This is a genomic window from Streptomyces indicus (assembly GCF_900100315.1).
In the GTDB taxonomy this organism is placed as follows: domain Bacteria; phylum Actinomycetota; class Actinomycetes; order Streptomycetales; family Streptomycetaceae; genus Streptomyces; species Streptomyces indicus.
The window spans coordinates 45,963-67,636 of sequence record NZ_FNFF01000004.1 but is presented as its reverse complement, the minus strand read 5'-3'; the positions used below and the strand labels follow the sequence as shown (position 1 = coordinate 67,636).

The following is a 21,674-nucleotide window of genomic DNA, read 5'->3' as shown; positions in this document are numbered from 1 at the left end:
GAGCATCACCGGTCCCGGCCCTCCACCCCGACCCCGCATCCCCCACACCCCGAACCCCACACAGCGCCACCCCGCACCAACCATCCGACCAGGCCCGAGCCGCGGCCTGTCGTTGTCGCGCCCTACCCAGGCACGTACGCCCTTGGAGGCTGGAACATGGCACGTTCGGTCAAGACCACTGGCGCGGTCCGTGCGGCCGCGCTTGCAGCGGCCCTCGGTCTGGCCGCCACGGCCTGCACCACCAGCGACGGCACGAGCACGGGCGGCGGGGGCAAGGGCGGGGGCGGCGGTTCCGCCACCCTCCAGCTGACCGGCGACCCGACCACGCTCGACCCGGCCAAGGGCACCGCCGTGCAGGACCTGGTGATGTCGCGGATGCTGTACGACGTCCTCGTGCGCCGCGACGACGGCGGCGAGATCGTCGGCAACCTGGCCAAGAGCTGGGAGCAGCCCTCCGCCAAGGAAGCCACGTTCACCCTCAACGAGGGCATCACCTGCACCGACGGCACCAAGCTGACGGCCACGGACATCGCCGCCTCGCTGAAGCGGCTCGCCGACCCGAAGACCGGCGGCTACCCGGCCTTCGGCGCGGGCAACACCGCGACGATCACCGCCGACGACAAGGCGGGCACCGTCAACGTCAAGCTGGCGAAGCCGTATTCGGACCTCCTGTACGGGATGAGCAGCCCGCAGGCCGGCATCATCTGCCCGAAGGCCCTGAAGGACGAGTCGCTCCTGAAGTCCGGCGGCAAGGGCGCGGGCACGGGCCGCTGGTGGCTGGACAAGTCCACGGCCGGCTCCGCGTACACGCTCGCCGGCCGTGACGGCTACACGTGGGGCGCCAAGTACAAGAAGGCGCCGGCGGGCGACGCGCCGAAGACCGTCGTCATGAAGATCCTGCCCAACGAGTCCACGATGGCCAACGAGCTCCTGAGCGGCTCGCTGGACTACGCGGGCATCACCGGCCCCGACGCGGCCCGCCTGGCGAAGGCCCCGGACAAGGTCACCATGGTGCCCACCCCGCTGATCCGCATGATGGTGGTGTTCAACCAGAAGGAGGGCCACCCGGGCGCGGACAAGAAGTTCCGTGACGCGGTGGGCGCGGCCATCGACCGCAAGGCCTTCAACGACACCGTCACCAAGGGCACCGGCGAGGTCATCGCCTCCCTCGCCGACAAGTCGGTGCCGTGCGCGAGCACGGACGAGTCCTGGCTGGCCAAGCCGGACAAGGCCGCGGCGGCCAAGGCGCTCAAGGGCGTGAAGGTGAAGGTGGTCGGCACCAACGCGGTGGCGTCGGGCGCCGGCAACGAGTTCGTGCAGGCCGTCCTGAAGGCGGCGGGCGCGGAGGTCGAGCTGCGCAACGTCGACAACACCACCTGGGCCACCGAGGTGCCGGGCGGCAAGGGCGACTGGGACATCACGGTGCTGCCGAACGTGAACACCACCAACCTGCTGACCCACCCTGCCAGCCTCCTGGTGGGCGAGGCCCCGCCGGCCGGACGCAACTTCGGCTCCGTGAACAACCCGGACTTCGCCGCGGGCTTCGGCGAGGCGATGGCCAACGTCGACGAGGCGAAGAAGTGCGCCGCGTGGGAGAAGGCCCAGAAGGCCGCGCTCACCAACCGCGACGTGCTGCCCCTGACGGCGATCAAGGCCTACTACACCAGCGGCAAGAAGGTCGAGATCGCATCCCCCGACGGGATCCTCGACACCAGCACCGTCCGCCTGAAGAAGTAACTCCCGCCTGCCGCCCGGCTGTTCCGCTCCCGTACGCGGGGCGGGACGCCGGGCGGCGACCGCGCTCGTACGTACGCCAAGCCCCCGCCGGACGGGGGCGCGCAAAGGAGGACGGCCGGTGGCCGAAGCAGCAGTCGTCACGGAGCCGGGTCCCAAGGCCCGTGCCGCAGCGGGGCGCAGCCGCTCGCCCTGGCTGGCGTTCGCCCTGCGGCGGGCCGTCGGCCTGGCGGGCGTCCTGATCACCCTGGTCGTCGGCACCTTCCTCATGGTCAAGCTGATGCCGGGCGATCCGGCCCAGGCGCGGCTGGGTGCCAACGCCACCCCGGAGCAATTGGCCCAGACCCGCCAGGAGATGGGCCTGGACCAGCCGGTGCTCACGCAGTTCACCGACTATGTGGGCGGGCTGCTTCGCGGGGATCTCGGGGAGTCCTTCCAGACCGGGCAGCCGGTCGGGAAGATGATCGGCGACGGGATGCCGTTCACGGCCCAACTGGCCCTGATGGCCATGGTGCTGGTGCTCGTCCTGAGCGTGCCGCTCGGCATGGCGGTCGCCGTGGCCTGCCGCGGCGGGCGGCGCCGGAGCCTCGACACGGCCTTCACCTCGGCCACCGCCTTCGCGCAGGCCATCCCCGAATACGTGCTCGGCACTCTGCTCGTGGCCCTGTTCGCGGTCAAGCTGGCCTGGCTGCCGCCGTCCGGTGCGGCCACGCTCTCGGCGATGGTGCTGCCCGTGCTCGCCGTGAGCATCGGCCCGGTCTGCACGCTCGCGCGCATCGTGCGGCGCGAGACCTCCGCCGTCCTGACCATGGACTATCTGCGCACCGCCCGCGGCCGCCGGCTGCGCGGCCTGCGCCTGTACGCGCGCCACGCCCTGCCCAACCTGCTGACCTCGACCCTGACGGTCGGCGGTCTGATCCTGGTCGGCCTGCTCGGCGGCACCGTGATCGTCGAGTCCGTGTTCGCCTGGCCCGGGGTCGGACTCGCCTCGTTCAAGGCGATCATCGCTCGCGACTACCCCGTCATCCAGGGCATGGTCCTCGTCATCGGGCTGCTCGCGGCCCTGCTCAACCTCCTGGTCGACGTGGTGCTGGGCCTTCTCGACCCGCGCACGCTCAACGCGAAGGCAGGTAACACCGCATGACCGTCGCCGCCGTCAAGCCCGCGGCCCCGCGCCGCCGTCTGCGCCCCACCCCGGGCCTCATCGCCGGTCTGACCGTGATGGCCGCCCTGCTCCTGCTCGCCCTGGTCGCCCCGTGGATCTGGGGCGACGAGGCGGAGGCGCTGGGCGGTACCCCGTATCTGCCCTCCTCGTCCGAGCACTGGTTCGGCACCGACCCGCAGGGGCGCGACGTGCTCGCCCGCACCCTGGTGGCCACCCGCACGACGCTGCTCATGTGCTTCGGCGCCACGGCCATCGCGGCCGTCGGCGGCATCGGCCTCGGGGCCGCGATCTGGGTGGCGGGTCCGCGGGTGCGGGAGATCGGGCAGCGCCTGATCGACGTGATGATCTCCTACCCGGCCGTGCTGCTCGCGATGATCGTCGCGGCGGTGCTCTCGCCGGGCGCGGTGACCTCGGTGGTCGCGATCGGCCTGGCGACCTGCCCGGCCTTCGCCCGGCTGACCACCAACCTCGCGGCGAACATCGCGGCCCGCGACTTCGTCTCCACGGCCCGGCTGCTCGGCGTACCGCCGCTGCGCCTGCTGCGCCGGCACATCGTGCCGAACATCGCCGAGCCGCTGCTCGTGCTGGTGTCGGTGGCGTTCACGGTGTCTCTGAAGGCTCTGTCCGGCCTGTCCTTCCTCGGGATCGGCGTGCAGATCCCGTCCTACGACTGGGGCAAGCTGCTCGCCGACGGGCTCCAGGACATCTACAACAACCCCGCGCCCGTGATCGGCCCCTCGGTCGCGATCGTGCTCGCGGGTCTGGCCGGCGGTCTGATCGGCGACGGGCTCGCGGCGGCGCTCAGCCCGAACGAGGGCGGCGGGCGGGCGCGCGGCGACCGGGCGAAGGTGAAGGCGGCGCTCGGCGCCCTGGACGCGTCCGCCGCGGCCGGTGCGGTCGCCGTCGCCGACGACCTCGTGGTGTCGCTGCCCGACGGGACCCGCCTCGTCGACGGCGTCTCGCTGTCCATCGCGCCCGGCGAGATCGTGGGCGTGGTCGGCGAATCGGGCTCCGGCAAATCCCTTACGGCGATGTCCCTGGCCAAGCTGCTTCCGGAGCCGCTGCGCTCCGACGCGGCCCAACTCCGGGTCGGTGACCTGGACTTGACCGGCAATCCGTCCCGGTCCCGTCTGGCCACCGAGATCGGCATCGTCTACCAGGACCCCTCGTCCTCCTTCAACCCGGTGCTCAAGCTGGGCGGCCAGCTCACCGAGACGCTCCGGGTGCACGGCGGCGTGGGACGGGGCGAGGCCCGGCGGCGTGCGGTCGAACAGCTGAAGCTCGCGCATGTCACGCACCCCGAGGCGCGGATGAAGCAGTATCCGCACGAGCTCTCCGGCGGTCAGCGGCAGCGCGCGATGATCGCCTCGGCGATGCTGACGAAACCGAAGCTGCTCATCGCCGACGAGCCCACGACCGCGCTCGACGTCACCGTGCAGGCCGAGGTCCTGAAGCTGCTCCTGGAGGCCAACGAGCGCGACGGCACGGCGATCCTGCTGATCTCGCACGACATCGCGGTGGTCTCGTCCGTGTGCGACCGGGTGCTCGTGATGTACAGCGGGCGGCTCGTGGAGGAGCTGACGGCCGGGCAGCTGCGGGCGAAGGACGCGCAACACCCTTACACGCGGGCCCTGTTGGCGGCCACCCCGGCCGTGGACGAGGACACCGAGCCCGCCTCGATCCCGGGCCGCCCGCCCCAGCCGGCCGACCGGCCCGCGGGCTGCGCGTTCGCGCCGCGCTGCGCGCTGGTGCGGCCGGTGTGCCACGAGGAGCGGCCGCTGCTGCGGATCACGGGTACAGGGTCCCGGGCCGCGTGCCACGTGGTGGGCGAGCCGGCGGAGGCGGGCGCACCGGCCGCGGTCGAGGCGGGCGCACCGGCCGCGGTGCACGAGACCAGCGACGTGCCCGCCGGCCCCGTACTGCCGGAACAGGGCGCCGCCCAGGACGCGGAGGAGACCGCACGATGACGACCAGGGTGCTCGAACTCGACGGTGTCGACGTCTCGTTCGGCTTCGGCTCGCGCCGCAAGCACGTCCTGCACGACGTCGGCCTGACCCTCGACGAGGGCCGCACGCTCGGCCTCGTCGGCGAGTCCGGCTCCGGCAAGTCCACGCTCGCCAAGGTGGTCGTGGGCCTGGTGCGGCCCGCGGCGGGCCGGATCCTGATCGACGGCGAGGACATGGCCGGGGCGGGCCGCGAGCGGATCGCGCGGCTGCGCCGCCGGATCCAGCTGATCCCGCAGGACCCGTACGCCTCCCTCAACCCGCGGATGACCGTCGGGGACGCGCTCGCCGAGGCCATCGACCCCCTGCGCGGCCGCGCCGAAGCGCACCGCGACACCATCGCCGCCCTGCTCGCGAAGGTGTCCATGGACGCCGACGCGGCCGACCGCTACCCGCACGCCTTCTCCGGCGGCCAGCGCCAACGCATCGCCATCGCACGGGCGTTGGCGGTCGGACCCGAGGTGATCGTGGCCGACGAGGTGACCTCGGCCCTCGACTGCTCGGTACAGGCCGAGGTGCTCGGGGTGCTGCGGGACCTGCGCGCCTCGATGCGGCTGACGATGCTGTTCATCTCGCACGACCTCGCCGTCGTACGGCATGTCAGTGACGAGGTGGCGGTGATGTCGGGCGGCCGGATCGTGGAGCACGAGCAGCGGGACCGGATCTTCGCGTCCCCGCAGCACGACTACACGAAGCTGCTCCTTGCGAGCGTGCCGGACGGGAAGCCGCTGCGGGAGCGGCGCGGGACCGCCGTATCGAAGTGAGGCGGATCCGGCCTATCGAAGTGAGACGGGTCCGGCCCCGGGTCTACAGTCCGGGGCCGGTCCGCCGCAGCACGCGCAGCGAGTCAGTGGCCGAGACCTCGGCGAACGCACCAGAGGCGAGCGCCCGCAGATAGACCCGGTACGGGGCCTGCCCCGTGAACTCGTCCACCGGGTCCGGGAACACGTCGTGGATCAGGAGCAGACCGCCCTCGGCGAGATGCGGCACCCAGCCCTCGTAGTCGGCGTTGGCGTGCTCGTCGGTGTGCCCGCCGTCGATGAACACGAACCCGAGCGACCCGCCCCACACCCGCGCCACCTGCGGCGACTTCCCGACCAGCGCGATCACGTGCTCTTCCAGACCCGCCTTGTGCAGCGTGCGCCGGAAGGTGGGGAGCGTGTCCATCCGGCCGACCTCCGGGTCGACGGTCTCCGGGTCGTGGTACTCCCAGCCCGGCTGCTGCTCCTCGCTCCCCCGGTGGTGGTCGACGGTGAGCGCCGTGGTCCCGGTCTGGCGCGCGGCGTCGGCGAGCAGGATCGTGGAGCGTCCGCAGTACGTGCCCACCTCCAGCAGGGGCAGCCCGAGCGCACCGGCCTCGACCGCGGCCGCGTACAGCGCGAGGCCCTCGCCGATCGGCATGAAACCCTTTGCGGACTCGAAGGCGGCCCGCACCTCGGGCTTGGGGGTCGCGGCGGTGGCGGACATCGGAGGGCCTCCATGCGGCAGTCGTACGGCGGGGCGGTGGGCGGATGTTGTGCGGGTCCTGTGCATGATCGTCGTACGCGTACACCAGTTCCCGGGGTCGCCCATGCTGCCGTATCCGTTCGGGAACCAATAGCGCCCTCCCGCATCTCCTTTCTCACAGCCGGGTAGACAGTCGGGGTCTTTATACCGAGCAGACACCCAGGCCGAACGGGCGATAGTGTCATCCGTACGATGGGGGGCCGCCGATGGGGATTCAGCCTGTCCGGCGCGTGAGGACAGTGCACGTTCCCGCGCGCGCCGCACCCGCGCACCGGCTACAGCGACGCCCACCGACGACTCGACGACGATGAAGGACCTGAAGTGAATTTCCGCTCTCTGACACGAGGCGACGGCGTGGTGATCGCGGCAGCGGTGTTGCTGTTCATCGCCTCCTTCCTGGGTATGTTCGACGACGACGGCGACGACGCCCCCACGGCGTGGGACGACGGATCCGTCCTGCTCAGCGTGTACCTGATCGGCATTGTCGGTGCGCTGCTCATCGCAGTCGGCCGGGCCCAGCAGCCGGCCCGCAAGGTCGCAGGGCTCGAGCTCGGGCAGATCGGCGTCGCGTTCACGATCGCTTCGGCGCTGAGCGCGCTCTTCAAGATGTTCGACCTGCCGGCCTACCTCGACGCCGCGGAGGGCTTCCCCACGGATCAGATCGATGCCGGCACCGGCACGATCCTCGGCCTGATCGCCGCCCTGGTCCTCGCCGCAGCCGCCATCGCCACCAACCTGGTGCCCGCCCTCAAGGCCCCCCTCATGGGCGCCCCCCGCCCCGCCGCCCCGCAGTACGGCGGTCAGCCGCAGGGCGGCTACGGCTACCCGGGGGCCCAGCAGGGTCAGCCGCAGCAGCCCTACGGCCAGCAGCAGCCGCAGCACTCGCAGGGCGGGTTCCCGCAGCCCGGTCCGGCGGCCACGCAGCCCGGTCCGCAGCAGGGCGGCGCCCCGCAGCCGGCGGGCGACTTCTCGCCGTTCTGGTTCGCCGTGCCGGTGCAGCGTCCGCTGTACGCCGAGGACGGCAGCCCGACGCCGATCGCCGAGCTGGCCCCGGGTACCTGGTACCTCGCGGTGGAGCAGCGCGGTCCGGGCCTCGTCGCCCAGACCCAGGACGGCCGTCGCGGTGTGCTCCAGGACACCACGGGCATCCAGCGCGGCTGACCTTCCGCGGCGCACCGCACGAGAGCAAGTGAGCACGGCCCTCCGCCCGACCGGGCGGGGGGCCGTTGTCATGTGTACGGACAGCCCCTACAGTGCCCTGAGCTGACGACCCGTCAGTTGCGAGGAGAATGCGTACGCGACCAGGGGGCAGGCATGCGGCTCGGGATCACCCTCGGCTACTGGGGACGCGGCCCCAAGCCCGACCACGTGGCGCTGGCCCAGGAGGCCGAGCGCCTCGGCTACGACTCCGTGTGGACCGCGGAGGCCTGGGGCTCGGACTGCTTCACGCCGCTCACCTGGATCGCCGCCCACACCTCAACCATCAAGCTGGGCACGGCGGTTGCGCAGATGGCCGCGCGGACGCCGACGGCCACGGCGATGCACGCGCTCACGCTCGACCACCTCTCCGGCGGCCGCATGATGCTCGGCCTCGGCCTGTCCGGGCCGCAGGTGGTGGAGGGCTGGTACGGGCGGCCGTTCCCGAAGAGCCCGCTGACCGCGACCCGCGAGTACGTGGACGTGATCCGCCAAGTCCTGCGCAGGGAAGGCCCGGTGAGCCTGGACGGCCGCTTCCACTCGCACCCGTACGCGGGAGAGGACGGCACCGGACTCGGCAAACCCCTGAAGCCGATCACGCACCCGCTGCGGGCCGAACTCCCCGTATTCCTGGGCGCCGAGGGCCCGAAGAACATCGCGCAGACCACCCGGATCGCGGACGGCTGGCTGCCGCTGTACTGGTCGCCGCTGCGCACGGACGTCTACGAGGCCTCGCTCACCGACCTGCCCGAGGGCTTCCGGATCGCGCCGATGGCCCGCGTGCAGGTCTGCGAGGACGTGGCGGCCGGCCTGCTGCCGGTGAAGGCGATGCTCGGCTTCTACATCGGCGGGATGGGGCACGCCTCGAAGAACTTCCACGCGGATCTGATGGCCCGGATGGGATACGAGGCGGAGGCCCGGCACATCCAGGAGCTGTTCGCCCAGGGGCGCAAGGAGGAGGCGGTGCTCGCCGTGCCGGACGCCTTCGCGGACGAGATCTCCCTGGTCGGGCCGCGCGAACGCATCGCGGAACGCCTGGAGTTGTGGCGCAAGGGCCCGGTCACCGACCTCCTGGTGATGTCCCCGGACCTGGAGACGCTGCGGGTACTCGCCGAGCTGAACGGATAGGAGCGCGGACAGGAGCCAGGACGCGTGCGAGGTCCGGACGTACGCCTCGTACGTCCGGACCTCACAGGTGAGTCGCCGTGCGGTCAGCCGCCCAGCTGGGACAGCGACGGCACCTTGTTCTCCACCGGCGCGCCGGCTTCCTTGCCCGCGTCCTTGACCGAGTTGATCACGTTGTCGAACATCCCGGCCACATCGTCCGCGCCCTCGCCCTTGCGCAGCTTGGCCGGCAGGTCCTTGAGGGACTCGATGCCCGCGACCAGCGGCGCGACGGCCTTGGAGAGCAGCGGGTCGCCCTCGGCGTTCTTCGCGGCGGCCTTCAGGCGGTTGTACGCGAAGGCGCCGGCGAGACCGGCCTTGACCATCGTGAACTTCCGGCCGTCCGCGCCCTGCTTGAACTTGCCCTCACGCGCCGGCTTGATGATCCACTGGTAGGCGGCGCCCGCCGCGAGCCCGGCGTTGGCGACGAAGCGGGTCTTGGCGAACTTCTGCTGCTCGGCGGTGCTGGTACTGCTCGGGTCGGCCGCGGCGTCGTTGTCGCTGGAGCCGCAGGCCGTGGTGCCCGCGAGCAGCAGCCCGCACAGGGCCAGGGCGGCGATCACGCGGACGACGAAGGGGCGGCGTATCGCGGAGTCGGAGCTGAGCACGGTGGTCCTCCCACAAGGAACGTGGGCCGCGCCGTACGAGAACCGCAGCCCTGGACGCAGCCTCGCCCGGGCCCGCGCATGCCGCCACTTGGGCGAGCCCATCCGGGGCGGCGGGCCGGTGCTGCGGGGATGCGGGCCGGTGTCGCGGGGATGCGGGCCGGTGCCGCGGGGGCGGCGGCCCGGTGCGGCGACCGGACCGCGGGCGGTTTCGAATCGTGGAAGCCGGTAACCCGGTGCGTATGTCTCGCAACGGAAAGGGTTCCTGGCAGGCCGGCACCGTGATCGCGGTCATCGCCGACATCATGGCGGCCATCATCGGCCTGTGGATCTTGATGTACCTGCTGGACGCGAACCGGGCGAACGACCTGGTGCAGTTCGTCCAGGACGCCGCCCGCTGGCTGGCCGGCTGGTCGCACGACCTGTTCACCTTCGACGAGGCCTGGGCCCGCGTCGTCTGCGGCTACGGTCTGGCGGCGATCGTGTACCTGTTCGTCGGCCACCTCGTGGCGAACCGTCTGCGCCGCTACTGAGCCCGTACCAGGGCGCCGATCATCCGGCAGTGGCCCCGCGGCCGAACCCCCGCCGCCGCGGCGCCGCTGCCGGGTCCTGCTACGGCGTGGTGCAGCAGTCCGGTTCGAGCCCGGCCGGCAGCCGGTCCTCGCCGAACACCGCACAGGTCGCCTCGTGCCCGCCGAGCGCGGCCACCGCGAGCAGCACCGCGCCCGCCGTCCAGGCGGTGAGTTCCTGCGGCCAGACGGCGCTGTCCTCGAAGACGTAGCCGGTCCAGTAGAGCCCCGACTCCGGGTCGCGCAGATGCTGGATGGACTTGAGGATCTCCAGCGCGCGGTCGGACTCCCCCATCACCCACAGGGCGAGGGCGAGTTCGGCCGATTCGCCGCCGGTCACCCACGGGTTGGGCGAGACGCACCGGACCCCGAGGCCGGGCACGACGAAGCGCTCCCAGCCCTCCTCCATACGGGACTTGGCGTCCGCGCCGGTGACCGCCCCGCCGAGCACCGGGTAGTACCAGTCCATCGAGTAGCGGTCCTTGTCGAGGAACCGCTCGGGGTGGCGCCGTATCGCATGGCCGAGCGCGCCGGCCGCCAACTCCCAGTCGGGCTGCGGCTCTTCGCGCTGCTCGGCGATGGCGAGCGCGCAGCGCAGGGCCTGGTGGATGGAGCAGGAGCCGGTGAGCAGCGCGTCGGTGACGGGCGTGCCGTCCTCCTCGCGCTTCCAGCCGATCTGACCGCCGGGCTGCTGGAGGGCGAGCACCCACTCGATCGCCGCGTAGACGGCGGGCCACATGCGGTCGAGGAAGGTGTCGTCACCGGTGGCGAGGTAGTGGTGCCAGACGCCGACGGCTATGTACGCGCAGAAGTTGGACTCGGCGCCGCGGTCGGTGGGCGCCTCGGCGTCCCCGTCGGCGTAGGCCGCGTACCAGGAGCCGTCCTCGCGCTGGTGGCGTACGAGCCAGTCGTAGGCGCGCGCGGCGGCCTCGTGCTCGCCGGCCGCGTCGAGCGCCATCGCGGCCTCGGTGTGGTCCCACGGGTCGAGGTGGTGGCCGCGGAACCACGGGATGGCGCCGTCCTCGCGCTGGCACGCGAGGATCCCTTCGACGGTGTGCGCGGCCTGCTCCGCGGTGAGGACCCCGGGCAGTACGAGATGCTGCGTCCGGGGAGTGGTCACTTGGCGACCGCCGAACCCGCGTCGGCCACCGAGGACTTGGGCAGGTGCGGCTTGGTCGCGTAGGCCACGAAGCTCTTGCCGATGACCGGGTTGAGGGCCCGCTCGGCGGCGCGCGTCAGCGTGGAGATGCCGCGGGTCTTCATGATGTCCCAGACCAGGAGCTGGTGGTACGCGCGCACCGGCAGCGCCTTGTCGTTGTCGACGCCGAACGCGCACTTGAGCCACCAGTAGGGCGAGTGCAGCGCGTGCGCGTGGTGGGTGCCGTAGGGCTTGAGGCCGGCCTCGCGCATCTTGCCGAGGAGTTCGTCCGCCTTGTAGATGCGGATGTGGCCGCCCTCGACCTCGTGGTACTCGTCGCTGAGCGCCCAGCAGACCTTCTCGGGTCCGTAGCGCGGCACGGTCACGGCGATCCGGCCGCCCGGCTTCAGGACGCGCACCATCTCGGCCAGCACACCCTTGTCGTCCGGGATGTGCTCCATGACCTCACTGATGATCACGACGTCGAAGGACTCGTCGGGGAACGGCAGGTTGAGCGCATCGCCCTCCATGGCGGTGGCGGTCGCGCCCTCGGGCGCCTCGCCGGCCTCCTTCATGGCGGCGAACCACTTGGCGACCTCGCGGATCTCCTCACCGTTCTGGTCGAGCGCCACGACCTGCGCGCCGCGCCGGTAGCACTCGAAGGCGTGCCGCCCGGCACCGCAGCCGAGGTCGAGCACGCGATCGCCTGCGGCGAGCGGGAAGCGGGAGAAGTCGACAGTCAGCACGGGCGCCTGCCTTCGTGGTCGGGTGCGGCTGGGTTCACGTCAGTCGAAGTCAGTGGTGCTGCGGGGCCCATCGCAGATGCGACGCGGCTCATCGGGCCGTCCGGCGCGGGGCCGCCGCGATCGCCTCGCGGTACCGCGCGACCGTCCCCTCGGCCGCCCGCGCCCAGGTGAACCGGGAGAGCACCCGCTCGCGCCCCGCCGCACCGAGCCGCGCCCGCAGCGACGCGTCGCCGAGCAGCCGGTTCAGGCCCGCGGCCAGCGCGCCCGCGTCCCCGGTCGGCACGGCCAGGCAGGTCTCCCCGTCCGGCCCCGCGACCTCCGGGATCGCCCCGCCGGTGGTGGCGAGCAGCGGCGTGCCCGTGGCCATCGCCTCGGCGGCCGGCAGCGAGAACCCCTCGTACAGCGAGGGCACACAGGCGACCTGGGCCGAGCGCACGAGGTCGACGAGCTCCTGGTCGGAGATGCCCTTGACGAACTGGACCGCGTCCTCGAGGCCGTACTTCGCGATCGCCTTGGCGACCGGTCCGTGCTCGGGGCGCTTGCCGACGACGACGAGGTGGGCGTGCGGGGTCTCGGTCCGCACCTTGGCGAGCGCCTCGACGAGGTACACGAGGCCCTTGAGCGGGACGTCGGCGCTGGAGGTGGTGACGATGCGCCCGGGGACCTCGGCCACCGACGGGTCGGGCGAGAACAGGTCCGTGTCGGCGCCGATGTGCACGACGTGGATACGGTCCTCGCGCACCCCGAGGTGCTCGACGATCTCGTCGCGGGAGGTGCCCGAGACGGTGAGCACGGAGGGCAGCCGGCGCGCGACGCGCTTCTGCATCCGCGTGAACCCGTACCAGCGGCGCTTGGACGCCCGCTCCCGCCAGCCGTTCGCGGCGTCGAGCTCCAGCTGCCGGTCGACGGTGATCGGGTGGTGGATGGTGGTCACGAGCGGGGCGCCGAGCGCGCCGGGACCGCCCAGCAGGCCGTAGCCGAGCGTCTGGTTGTCGTGGATGACGTCGAAGTCCCCGCGGCGGGCGGCGAGATGGCGCCGGGCGCGCAGCGAGAAGGTGAGCGGCTCGGGGAAGCCGCCGGTGAACATCGTGCCGACCTCGACCACGTCGATCCAGTCCCGGTACTCCTCACGCTTGGGCGTGCGGAACGGGTCGGGCGAGCGGTAGAGGTCGAGGGAGGCCAGCTCGGTCAGCGAGACGCGGTCGTCGACCTCGTCGAGCACGGGATAGGGCTGCGCCCCGATGACCTCGACGTCGTGGCCGAGCCGGGCGAGTTCGCGCGAGAGGTGGCGCACATAGACGCCCTGGCCGCCGCAGAACGGGTTCCCTTTGTACGTGAGCAGCGCGATCCGCAGCGGCTTCTCGCCGCCGTCCGGGCGTCCATGCGTACGCGGCCGGTCACCGGCGGTACGTGTGGCGGCACCAGCGACGGCACCAGGGCCCGCGGGGCCCGCCTCCATGGCCTCAGCGGTCACTCACGGCCCCCTTCTGACTGCATTGCCCGCGAGATTACGCCGGGACGCTAACCTAGAACAAGTTTCAGACTTGATCGCTCGAAGAGCATCGAATTTACCGGCAGGTAAGCAGACCGGAAGGCCTGGATCAGGTGATTCGCGCCACGACGGAGCCCCTGCCATGCTGTGGCCCTCTCGGGGCTTCACCACCCTGCCGGACATGGAACGCGGAACGGGACACATGACAGCGGAAGCCAAGGAATCCGACGGCACGGGCGCCACTCCCGCCCTGACCGAGCGTCAGGAAGCCCGCCGCCGCCGCATCCTGCACGCGAGCGCCCAGCTGGCCAGCCGGGGCGGGTTCGATGCCGTGCAGATGCGCGAGGTGGCCGAGTCCTCGCAGGTCGCCCTCGGCACGCTGTACCGCTACTTCCCGTCCAAGGTGCACCTGCTCGTGGCCACGATGCAGGACCAGCTCCAGCACATGCACGGCACAATCCGCAAGCGTCCGCCGGCCGGGGACTCGGCGGCCGAGCGGGTGGCGGAAACGCTGATGCGGGCGTTCCGCGCCATGCAGCGCGAGCCGCACCTCGCCGACGCGATGGTGCGCGCGCTGACCTTCGCGGACCGCTCGGTGAGCCCCGAGGTGGACACGGTCTCGCGGCTGACCACGGCGATCATCCTGGACGCGATGGGCCTGGACGACCCGACCCCGCAGCAGCTCTCGGCGGTCCGCGTCATCGAGCACACCTGGCACTCGGCGCTGATCACCTGGCTGTCGGGGCGCGCCTCGATCGCCCAGGTGAAGATCGACATCGAGACGGTGTGCAAGCTGATCGACCTGACGATGGGCGAGGACCGGCGCAAGTAGCGGGCCGGGGCGTCTCCACTCCCCCGCATCCGGCGCATCACCTGCGCAAAGGCCGCCAGGCGGTCATCGCGTGACCTCCCGATGAACGTCCGGCGCGGGTTCTGCGCCCCTTGTGCGCCGTCGCATCGCAGGTCGCGCGCCCCTCTCCGTGCGCCCCCGTGCTTCCGCTTGGCCGGTTCTCCGCCCCCTTCCCGACGGCGGCGCCGGTTGAATGGTTTGCGCGTGGACAGGAAGCAACCGGTGTGCGGGGAGCTGGAGGGGCGACAACGTGATCCGGGTACTTCTGGTGCATGACACCTGTCTGATGCGGTCGGTGCTCGCCGAACGCCTCGACCGTGAGCCCGACTTGGAGGTGGTCCATACGGCGTGGCCCGGCGCCGCGGCCCGCGCGCGCACCGCGCGGCCCGACGTCTGCGTGGCGGATCTCGACTGCTCGGACTCGTACGGGATGGCCCCGCTGGCCGATCTGTGCGAACAGGCCGCACGCGCCGGGACCGCCCGGCCGCCCCGGCTCGTGGTGCTCGCCAGCACCCAGCGTCCGGGGCTGCTGCGCCGCGCGGCCGAGGCGCAGGCGGCCGGCTACGTGGACAAGGCCAGCACGGCGGCCCAGCTGATCCGGGCGATACGCGAGGTCGTCGCGGGGAAACGGTTCGTCGACGAGTCGCTGGGCTTCGGGTTCCTCAGAGCGGCCGAGATGCCGTTGACGCAGCGCGAGTTGAGCGTGCTCGCACTGGCGGCGCGCGGTGCGTCCATCGCCGAGATCGCCGGGAGTCTGCACCTGTCGCGCGGCACGGTCCGCAACTACATGGCAGCGATCACCCGCAAGACGGGCGCCCGCAACCGGGTGGACGCGATCCGGATCTCACAAGGGGAGGGCTGGGTCTGAGGGGCGCTGGGGCAGCGGGGTCCGCGCCTCGTGGTTCCGCGTCGGCTGCCGCGGCTCCGCGCCCTTCCCGTGCCACGGTGCCCGGCCGTCCGGGTGCTCCGGCTTCTGGCCGTCCGGCTGCCGCGGGTCGGCTCCGTTCCGGTGCTCCGGCCCCTGGCCGTCCGCCCGCCGCGGTTCCGTGCCGTTCCGGTGCCGCTCCCCGGCCCTCAACTGCCACTCCATGCCGTCCAGTTCCAGGACGAGGTCCGCGCGGGCGGCCGCCGCCGTGCGGTGGGCGACGACCACGAGGGTGGTGGCGGGGCGGGCGCGGAAGGCGCGCTCGGCGTGCAGTTCCGCTGCCGGGTCGAGTTCGCTCGCGGCCTCGTCGAGCAGGACGAGGCGGCCGGGTGCCAGATACGCGCGGGTGAGGGCGAGCAGCTGGCGTTCCCCGGCCGACAGGGCCCCGGGGTCGAGCGCGGCGTCCAACCCGCCCGCGCGCCGGACGAGTTCGGCCGCGCCCACCCGCTCGGCGGCCGCGAGCACGTCCGGGTCGGCGGGCGGCCGCGGGCACAGATAGGTGAGGTTCTCCCGTACGGTCCCCGAGAACACGTAGGCCTCCTGCGGGACGAGCACCCGGTCCGCGACCGCCCGCACCTCCCCCGCGCCGGGCGCGAGGAGGCCGGCAACGAGGGCGGTGAGCGTGGACTTGCCGCTGCCGCTCGGCCCGGTGACGGCGAGGTGCGCGCCCGCCGGGACGTCGAGGTCGAGCCGGTCGAGGACGGGCTCGGCGTGCGGACCGTAGGCGAAGGTGACCTGTTTCAGGCTGATGGCATACGGATCCGGGGGCGCCCCGGGCACCGCGGGCGGCCGGAGCGCGGGCGCGGCGAGCAGCCGGCGCAGGACCACGAAGAGCCGCGAGCCTGTGACGCCCAGGCCCTCCACCAGGCTCTGCAACGCGGGCAGCAGGGACTGGGTGAGGTAGACGAGCGCGCCGGCCAGGGCGCCGGGGCTGACTCCCTGGCGCAGCAGCCAAGGTGCGGTGACCAGGAGCAGCAGGATGGGCAGCCGGCCGCCGACGGAGACCGCGAGCACCCGCACCCCGGCCCAGCGCGCCACGGATTCGGCGGCGGCTCGCTCGGCGTCCACGGTCCCGGCGGCGGCAGCGGCCACCGTGCGCTCGGCCCCGGCCGCGCGGATGTCCCGCAACGCGCCGACGGCGCGCCCCAGTTCGGCGGAGACCGCCTCGTCCGCGGCGAGGAAGCGCTCCTGGCGGCGGGCGAGCGGGCGCAGGGTCGCCGCGAACAGGGCGAGCCCGGCCGCCAGCGGAGGTGCCACGACGAGCAGCAGCGCGGGGGCGAGCACGAGCAGGCCGACGAGCGCGCCGACCGCGGTGAACACGAAGGAGCGCAGGACCAGGATCAGTCCGGCGAGCGCGTCGCGTGCGATCTCCACCTGGTGGGTGAGCCGGGAGACGGCGGCGTCGTCGGGTGCGTCGAGGGCGCGGTGGACGACCCGGCGGACCAGGGCATCGCGGGCGGGTTCGACCAGGGCGGCGACTTGGCGGTAGACCTGCCCCGTCCCGTACGCGGCGAGGACCACCGCCCCCGCGGCCGCGGCCAGCCAGCCCAGACCGACGGCGCGCTCGCCCGCGAGGAATCCGTCGTCGAGCGCGCGGGCGAGCGCGTACCCGAGCAGCCAGGTCTGGCCGGCTTCGAGCAGCGACCAGAGGGCGAGCAGGAGGACCTCGCGCGGGTGGGCGGCGAGGAAGCGGACGGCCCTACCCCTCATCCCCGAACACCTCCCGGTACGCCGGATCCCGCCACAGCTCGGCATGGGTGCCCACGGCCCGCACCCTCCCCTCCGCCAGCCACACCACCCGGTCGGCCCGGGCGGCGGTGCGGGCGCGGTGGGCGATCAGGAGGCAGGCGCGGCCCGGGGACGGGCGGAACAGGACCTCCTCGACCCGCGCCCCCGTGGCCGAGTCGAGGCCGGACAGGGCGTCGTCGAGGATGAGGAGGCGGCCGGGCCGGGTGAACGCGCGGGCCAGGCCCAGGCGTTGGCGTTCGCCGCCGGACAGCGGGGCGGACGGGCACGGGGTCGCGTAACCCTCGGGCAGCCGCCGGATGAACTCGTGGGCGCGGGCTTCGCGCGCGGCCTGGACGACCCGGGCCTCTCCGGGGTGGCGCACGCCGAGCGCGATGGTGTCCCGCAGGCGGGCACCGACCAGTTCGGGGCGGGCGAAGGCCTGGGACACCGCGGCGCGCAGGGCGTCGTGGGTCAGTGCGGGCAGTGGTACCCCGTCGAGCAGGACGACGCCTTCGTCGGGGTCCTCGAGCCGTCCGGCGAGGACCGCGAGGGAGGATTTCCCGCTGCCGGAGCGGCCCACGACCGCGGTGACGGAGCCGCCGGGCAGACGCAGCGGGGAAAGGTTCAGGACAGTGCGGCCCTCGCGCCGCAGGACCGTATTCCTGAATTCCAACTCGCCTGTCCCGGGCGGGAGTTGTGAAGGTCCGTGGCCCGGCGCGGGCAGCGCGAGCGCCTCTGCGAGGCGGGCCTGTGCCCGCCGGGCGCGGACAAGGGCGTTCAGCTGGCCGACGAACGCCCCGATGCCGGTCGCGAGCACCGCGTAGCGCCAGGCGGCCAGCAGCCCGCCCGCGCTCAGGTCGCCGGACGCCACCCGCAGGCCCGCCACGGCGAGCACGCTGAGCTGGAGGAGCGGCAGGAGCGTGGCCGCCTGGGCGGTGGAGCGGCCCTGCACGCGCCACATGCGCAGGCCGTGGCGGCGCAGGTCGGGCAGCGGCGCGAGGATGCGTGCGGCCTCGCGGTCGCGGGTGCCGGCGGCGGCGACGGTACGGGCGCCGCGTACCGCTTCCACCAGGTGTCCCGCGATGCGTCCTTGGGCGGCCAGGTACTGCTGGCTGCTGTCGCCGGAGGCCCGCACGAAGAGCCGGAGCAGCAGGGCGAGCAGCGGCAGGCCGACCGCGAAGGCCACGGCGGTGGCCCCGTCGGTGAGGACGAGCGCGACGAGGGCGCCCGCGGGCAGCAGCGCTCCCGCGGCGAGTGCGACGACGGTGGCGGGTGCGGATCCGGCCTGGGCGGCGTTGCCGACGAGGCGGGCCACCAGGTCGCCGTGGCCGAGCCGTTCGGCGGCGCGTGGTCCGGCGGCCAGGACGTGGGCCAGGGTGCGGGTGCGCAGCCGGGCGGTGGTGCGCGCGCCGAGTGCCGCGGTGGCAAGGGCGTCGAGGGCGGCGAACAGGGCCGCGGCGCCGAGCAGGAGACCGCATTCGACCACAGGGCCGGTGGCGTGCTTGCCCGCGAGCACGGCGTCGAGGGCGCGGCCGAGTGCGGCGGGCAGGGCGAGGGTGGCCGCGGCGGCGGCCAGGGTGCACAGCAGGACGAGGGCGGCGAGCCCGGCGCCGTGCCGGAGCCCGTCCCGCAGCAGCCCGTCGCGCGGCCGTCCGCTGTCCCGCGACGGTCCGCCGGGCGGACGCGTGTCGGTCCCCAACGGCACGGAACCGGCGGGCAGTTGCGACATCGGGCAGACCTCCGTGAGTGGGCACGGTGACGGCCCCGGGCGCGCGGCGTGCGCGGCGCCCGGGGCCGGTGCGCGGAGGGTGCCGTGGATCAGACGGCACCCGTCCGCGCGAGTGGGTCACACGGGCAGGTCACAGACAGAGCAGGGTGCTGTGCGAGCTGTGCTTGTCGCACAGGAGCAGGCTCGCGCTGCTGAGGTCGCCGCCACCGCCGCCGGTGGTCTCCGGCTCGGGGACGTCCATGCTCTGCAGGTCGAGAAGGGACATGTTCTCTCCTTGGTGTCGGGGTCCGCGGATCGCGGGCCCGTTGGGGACGTTGGTGCGGTGTTCGGCCTGTGTGCGGTGATGTCACACACGGGCCTGTTCGGCCCCGGTCGGGGCCGGCTCTGGGGCCGTCCTTGCGGACGGCAGCGGGGTGACGGCGGGTGAACCGCCCTTAGGAATACGGCGGTTGGGCAGGAACGGCAGGCTCGCCGGCCGTTCTCCGCGTGCGGCGCCCAGGGCGAGAAGACAGCCCGCGGTGCCGGTCGCGAGGTCCATGGACAGGCGCAGCATCTGGTCGCCGGGGAAGGCCCGGTGGCCTTCGTACGCCATCGCGTACCAGTCGAGACCGGCGATCTGCGCGTCGAGGTGCGCGGCGGGCGCACCGGTGCGGGCGAGGTGCCAGACCATGCCCGCACGGCCGTTGAACAGTCCGGGCTGTGCGTAGTAGCGCAGCCGGGCCGCCGGTGCGATGGCGGACCGCGCCCGGGCGAACTCCCCGTCGGGGCGGTGCGCCAGATAGTCGTCGAGCACCGCCGCGATCCCGATGCTGCCCGCGCCGAGATACGGCATGGTGCGCACGCCCTCGTCGACGACGAGCGCTCCGGACGCGTCCGTCACACAGCGGGCGAGGTCCGCGCGCAGGGCGGTGGCGGCCCGGTCGAGGAAAGCGGGGTCGCGCGTGGACTCGTACAGCCTGAGGAAGAGCAGCGCCGGGCCGCTGGAGCCGCGCAGCAGTCCCGCGCGCCCCGCGGGCAGGCGCGCGGCCGTGATCTCGGCTGCTTCCAGGGCGAGTTCGCGCAGGGCGGGCTCGCGGGAGGCGAGGTGGTCGAGGACGAGGCCGAGACCCGCGAGACCGCCGTGCAGGTCGGGGGCGAGCCGGCGCCAGTTCTCGGCGCGCACCCGGCCGAGGAGGTCCAGGGCGCGTTCGGTGTGGCCGAGGCGGTCGAGGACGTAGGCGACGCCCGCGAGGCCGTCGTACAGGCCGAGGGGTGTGCCCTCGGGTGGCGGCGCGGTGCGCCGGAGCAGCCACTGCTCGCCTTCCTCGTACGGGGCGCAGCCGGTCTCGGCGAGCGCGTACAGGACTCCGGCCGCACCGTGTGCGAGCCCGAGTCCGCCGCCGTCGGCGAACTGCGCGATGTCGCCCGGGTGGAGCCGGTCCTCACGGTCGGGAGTGGCGGAGGCGAGGATCGCCGCGGCCAGTTCGTCGCGGCTGCGCGGCCAGTCGCCTGCCGCGGGCTCGCGGGGGGTACGGCGTGGCGGTTCGGCATGGCGGCCCCTCGCCCCCGTGCTCTTCCCCACGACCTTCTCGACCCCCTCACTCCCCTCGATTACTCGCACCGCCTCGTCGAGGAACTCCCTTGGCAAGTCCGGGAATTGACCGCAGGCGATCTCCGCCAGGTGGGCCGCCTTGCCGCGGTCCACGGCGAGCAGCGTGGTCATCGGCACGAACAGGGCCAGCTTGAGGCAGGCGAGCGCGTAGTGGTCCACCGCGAAGCCGGTGCGGTCGGCGGGGGCGATGAAACCGGGGTGTGCGATGGCCTGCCCCCGGTGTTCCTCCACCGGGGTGGCGGCCTCGAAGTCCAGAAGTTTCACGGTGCGTTCGTCCGGCGCGACCATGATGTTGAACATGTGCAGGTCGTTGAAGACGAGCCCGCGCCCGTGCACGGCGTCCAGGGCCCGCTCCACCGCGCGCAGGATGCCGAGCGCCCAGTCCGTGTAGCGGGCGACCGCTTCCGGGTCCGGGTCGACGGCGAGCAGCGGATGGCGGCGCGCGAAGAAGGAGTTGAGCGTGCTGCCCGGCAGATGGTCCATGACGAGGAAGCGGTGGCCGTCGACCAGGAGCCAGTCGCGCACTCCGGGCGCGACGCCGAGCCCGCCGAGCCGCTCCAGCGCGGCCCGCTCCCGCTCCAGGCGGGCGACGGCGTCCGCCCCGTCGGCGGCGAGACCGGCGTACGGCCGCGCCTCCTTCAGGACCACCTGCTCCCCGCTGCGGGTGTCCGTCCCGGCGTACACGCCGCCGCCGTTGGAGAAGTGCAGCGCCTTCTCGATGCGGTACGGCAGATCCGAGACGGTCGTGGCGTCCCGGGCTTCAAGGTGCGGGCGCAGGAACTCCGGCAGGGTCACCCACTCGGGCAGCCGGAACACCGGGTCCCTGCGGTCGGGCACGAGGGCGCCCTCGGGGTTCTCGATCGCGGGCACGAGCCGGCCGTCGGCACCGACGCAGTGCCGCTGCACGAAGGCGCCGTAGCGCACGTAGAGCGGGCCGTCGGCGTACCGCAGATCGGTCAGGATGTACGGGCCCGGCTGCCCGCCGAGCAGCTCGTCCAAGTCCCGTAGAACGACAGCGAGTTCGGTCTCGTCCTTGGGATAGACGGTGACGAACTTCCCGCTGGAGCCGCGCTGCGCGTACTTGGAGTTGCGCAGATGCAGCGCGTGCGGGCCGGGCACGAACTTGAAGGGCAGGCCGCGCGGCACGCAGTAGTCCCACACCACTGCGGCGGTCTTCTCGGCGGTGTCGAGGCAGGCCGAGACATGCACCTTCCAGCCCTGCCGCGGCCGGTCGCGAGTGCCGGGGTCCAGGTGCAGCCAGTCCCCCGCGCTCGCCCGGCGCCAGCCTTCGGGCGCGGGCCGGCGCGCCGCCTCGTAGAGCGGGACGGAGCCGCCGCGGGAGGTGAGCCGGTCCGCTGTCTCGTAGAAATACCGGTCGGCGAGACAGAACACCTCGTAGCGCTTGTCCATCCCGAGCCCCCTCCTGCGGTGTGGCAACGAGAGTTCCACGCCGTCCCGTACGGAGGTAAGTCACCTTTGTCACGACGGAACCGTGACAAACGCACGAGTAACCAGACGGCACTCGGCACACG

18 protein-coding genes are annotated in these 21,674 nt (G+C 73.1%); 9 read left to right on the top strand and 9 right to left on the bottom strand.

What is annotated here, in order from left to right; all coding sequences use genetic code 11:
* Nucleotides 1-156: 156 nt before the first annotated feature.
* The 4 genes from BLT97_RS12365 (at nt 157) to BLT97_RS12350 (ending at nt 5,666) form a co-directional block, all read left to right on the top strand.
* Complete coding sequence (locus BLT97_RS12365) at nt 157-1,737, top strand: ABC transporter substrate-binding protein (protein ID WP_093609193.1); 1,581 nt, start codon at nt 157-159, stop codon at nt 1,735-1,737.
* Between the two features lie 118 nt (nt 1,738-1,855).
* A complete protein-coding gene (locus tag BLT97_RS12360) occupies nt 1,856-2,878 on the top strand; it encodes an ABC transporter permease (RefSeq protein WP_245769289.1) in 1,023 nt (340 codons plus the stop codon).
* Entirely contained in the window at nt 2,875-4,866 is a 1,992-nt protein-coding gene (locus BLT97_RS12355) for a dipeptide/oligopeptide/nickel ABC transporter permease/ATP-binding protein (RefSeq protein WP_093609191.1), read from the top strand. The genes BLT97_RS12360 and BLT97_RS12355 overlap by 4 nt, the downstream gene beginning before the upstream one ends.
* Nucleotides 4,863-5,666, top strand: a complete 804-nt coding sequence (locus BLT97_RS12350; RefSeq protein ID WP_093609189.1) for an ATP-binding cassette domain-containing protein — start codon at nt 4,863-4,865, stop codon at nt 5,664-5,666. The genes BLT97_RS12355 and BLT97_RS12350 overlap by 4 nt, the downstream gene beginning before the upstream one ends.
* 43 nt (nt 5,667-5,709) lie before the next feature.
* On the opposite strand, the gene BLT97_RS12345 is transcribed toward BLT97_RS12350, so the two are convergent.
* Nucleotides 5,710-6,369, bottom strand: coding sequence for a class I SAM-dependent methyltransferase (locus tag BLT97_RS12345; protein ID WP_093609187.1), 660 nt, complete (start codon nt 6,367-6,369; stop codon nt 5,710-5,712).
* A 360-nt stretch (nt 6,370-6,729) separates the two neighbouring features.
* Between BLT97_RS12345 and BLT97_RS12340 the strand changes: the two genes are divergently transcribed.
* Nucleotides 6,730-7,569, top strand: a complete 840-nt coding sequence (locus tag BLT97_RS12340; RefSeq protein ID WP_093609185.1) for a DUF5336 domain-containing protein — start codon at nt 6,730-6,732, stop codon at nt 7,567-7,569.
* 153 nt (nt 7,570-7,722) lie between these two features.
* A complete protein-coding gene (locus BLT97_RS12335) occupies nt 7,723-8,733 on the top strand; it encodes an LLM class F420-dependent oxidoreductase (protein ID WP_093609183.1) in 1,011 nt (336 codons plus the stop codon).
* A gap of 83 nt (nt 8,734-8,816) precedes the next feature.
* Here the strand turns inward: BLT97_RS12335 and BLT97_RS12330 are convergent, their stop codons facing one another.
* Nucleotides 8,817-9,356 (bottom strand): hypothetical protein, encoded by a 540-nt coding sequence (locus tag BLT97_RS12330; protein WP_093609917.1) that lies wholly within the window; start codon nt 9,354-9,356, stop codon nt 8,817-8,819.
* A gap of 260 nt (nt 9,357-9,616) precedes the next feature.
* Between BLT97_RS12330 and BLT97_RS12325 the strand changes: the two genes are divergently transcribed.
* The gene (locus tag BLT97_RS12325) at nt 9,617-9,907 is read left to right on the top strand and encodes a hypothetical protein (protein ID WP_093609181.1); all 291 of its coding nucleotides are present in this window, start codon (nt 9,617-9,619) and stop codon (nt 9,905-9,907) included.
* 79 nt (nt 9,908-9,986) lie between these two features.
* Here the strand turns inward: BLT97_RS12325 and BLT97_RS12320 are convergent, their stop codons facing one another.
* From BLT97_RS12320 to BLT97_RS12310, 3 genes are all read right to left on the bottom strand, one after another.
* Nucleotides 9,987-11,063, bottom strand: coding sequence for a prenyltransferase/squalene oxidase repeat-containing protein (locus BLT97_RS12320; protein ID WP_093609179.1), 1,077 nt, complete (start codon nt 11,061-11,063; stop codon nt 9,987-9,989).
* Nucleotides 11,060-11,827 carry a class I SAM-dependent methyltransferase gene (locus BLT97_RS12315; RefSeq protein ID WP_093609177.1) on the bottom strand — a complete coding sequence of 256 codons (768 nt, stop codon included), beginning with the start codon at nt 11,825-11,827 and terminating at the stop codon, nt 11,060-11,062. The genes BLT97_RS12320 and BLT97_RS12315 overlap by 4 nt, the downstream gene beginning before the upstream one ends.
* Before the next feature lie 88 nt (nt 11,828-11,915).
* Nucleotides 11,916-13,301: a glycosyltransferase family 4 protein gene (locus BLT97_RS12310; RefSeq protein ID WP_245769288.1), complete on the bottom strand. Its 1,386-nt coding sequence runs from the start codon at nt 13,299-13,301 to the stop codon at nt 11,916-11,918.
* A 220-nt stretch (nt 13,302-13,521) separates the two neighbouring features.
* On the opposite strand from BLT97_RS12310, the gene BLT97_RS12305 reads away from it, so the two are divergent.
* On the top strand, nt 13,522-14,151 hold the full coding sequence (locus BLT97_RS12305) for a TetR family transcriptional regulator (RefSeq protein ID WP_093609915.1): 630 nt from the start codon (nt 13,522-13,524) through the stop codon (nt 14,149-14,151).
* 268 nt (nt 14,152-14,419) lie between these two features.
* Complete coding sequence (locus BLT97_RS12300; RefSeq protein WP_093609173.1) at nt 14,420-15,037, top strand: response regulator transcription factor; 618 nt, start codon at nt 14,420-14,422, stop codon at nt 15,035-15,037.
* Here BLT97_RS12300 and BLT97_RS12295 read toward each other — a convergent pair.
* The 4 genes from BLT97_RS12295 to lanKC form a co-directional block, all read right to left on the bottom strand.
* Nucleotides 15,014-16,804, bottom strand: a complete 1,791-nt coding sequence (locus BLT97_RS12295; protein WP_093609171.1) for an ATP-binding cassette domain-containing protein — start codon at nt 16,802-16,804, stop codon at nt 15,014-15,016. The two genes, BLT97_RS12300 and BLT97_RS12295, sit on opposite strands and share 24 nt — an antisense overlap.
* Complete coding sequence (locus BLT97_RS12290; RefSeq protein ID WP_093609169.1) at nt 16,794-18,551, bottom strand: ABC transporter transmembrane domain-containing protein; 1,758 nt, start codon at nt 18,549-18,551, stop codon at nt 16,794-16,796. The genes BLT97_RS12295 and BLT97_RS12290 overlap by 11 nt, the downstream gene beginning before the upstream one ends.
* Nucleotides 18,552-18,681: 130 nt before the next feature.
* The gene (locus tag BLT97_RS12285) at nt 18,682-18,816 is read right to left on the bottom strand and encodes a SapB/AmfS family lanthipeptide (protein ID WP_093609167.1); all 135 of its coding nucleotides are present in this window, start codon (nt 18,814-18,816) and stop codon (nt 18,682-18,684) included.
* A gap of 81 nt (nt 18,817-18,897) precedes the next feature.
* Nucleotides 18,898-21,552, bottom strand: a complete 2,655-nt coding sequence (gene lanKC, locus BLT97_RS12280) for a class III lanthionine synthetase LanKC (protein WP_093609165.1) — start codon at nt 21,550-21,552, stop codon at nt 18,898-18,900.
* Between the last annotated feature and the right edge of the window lie 122 nt (nt 21,553-21,674).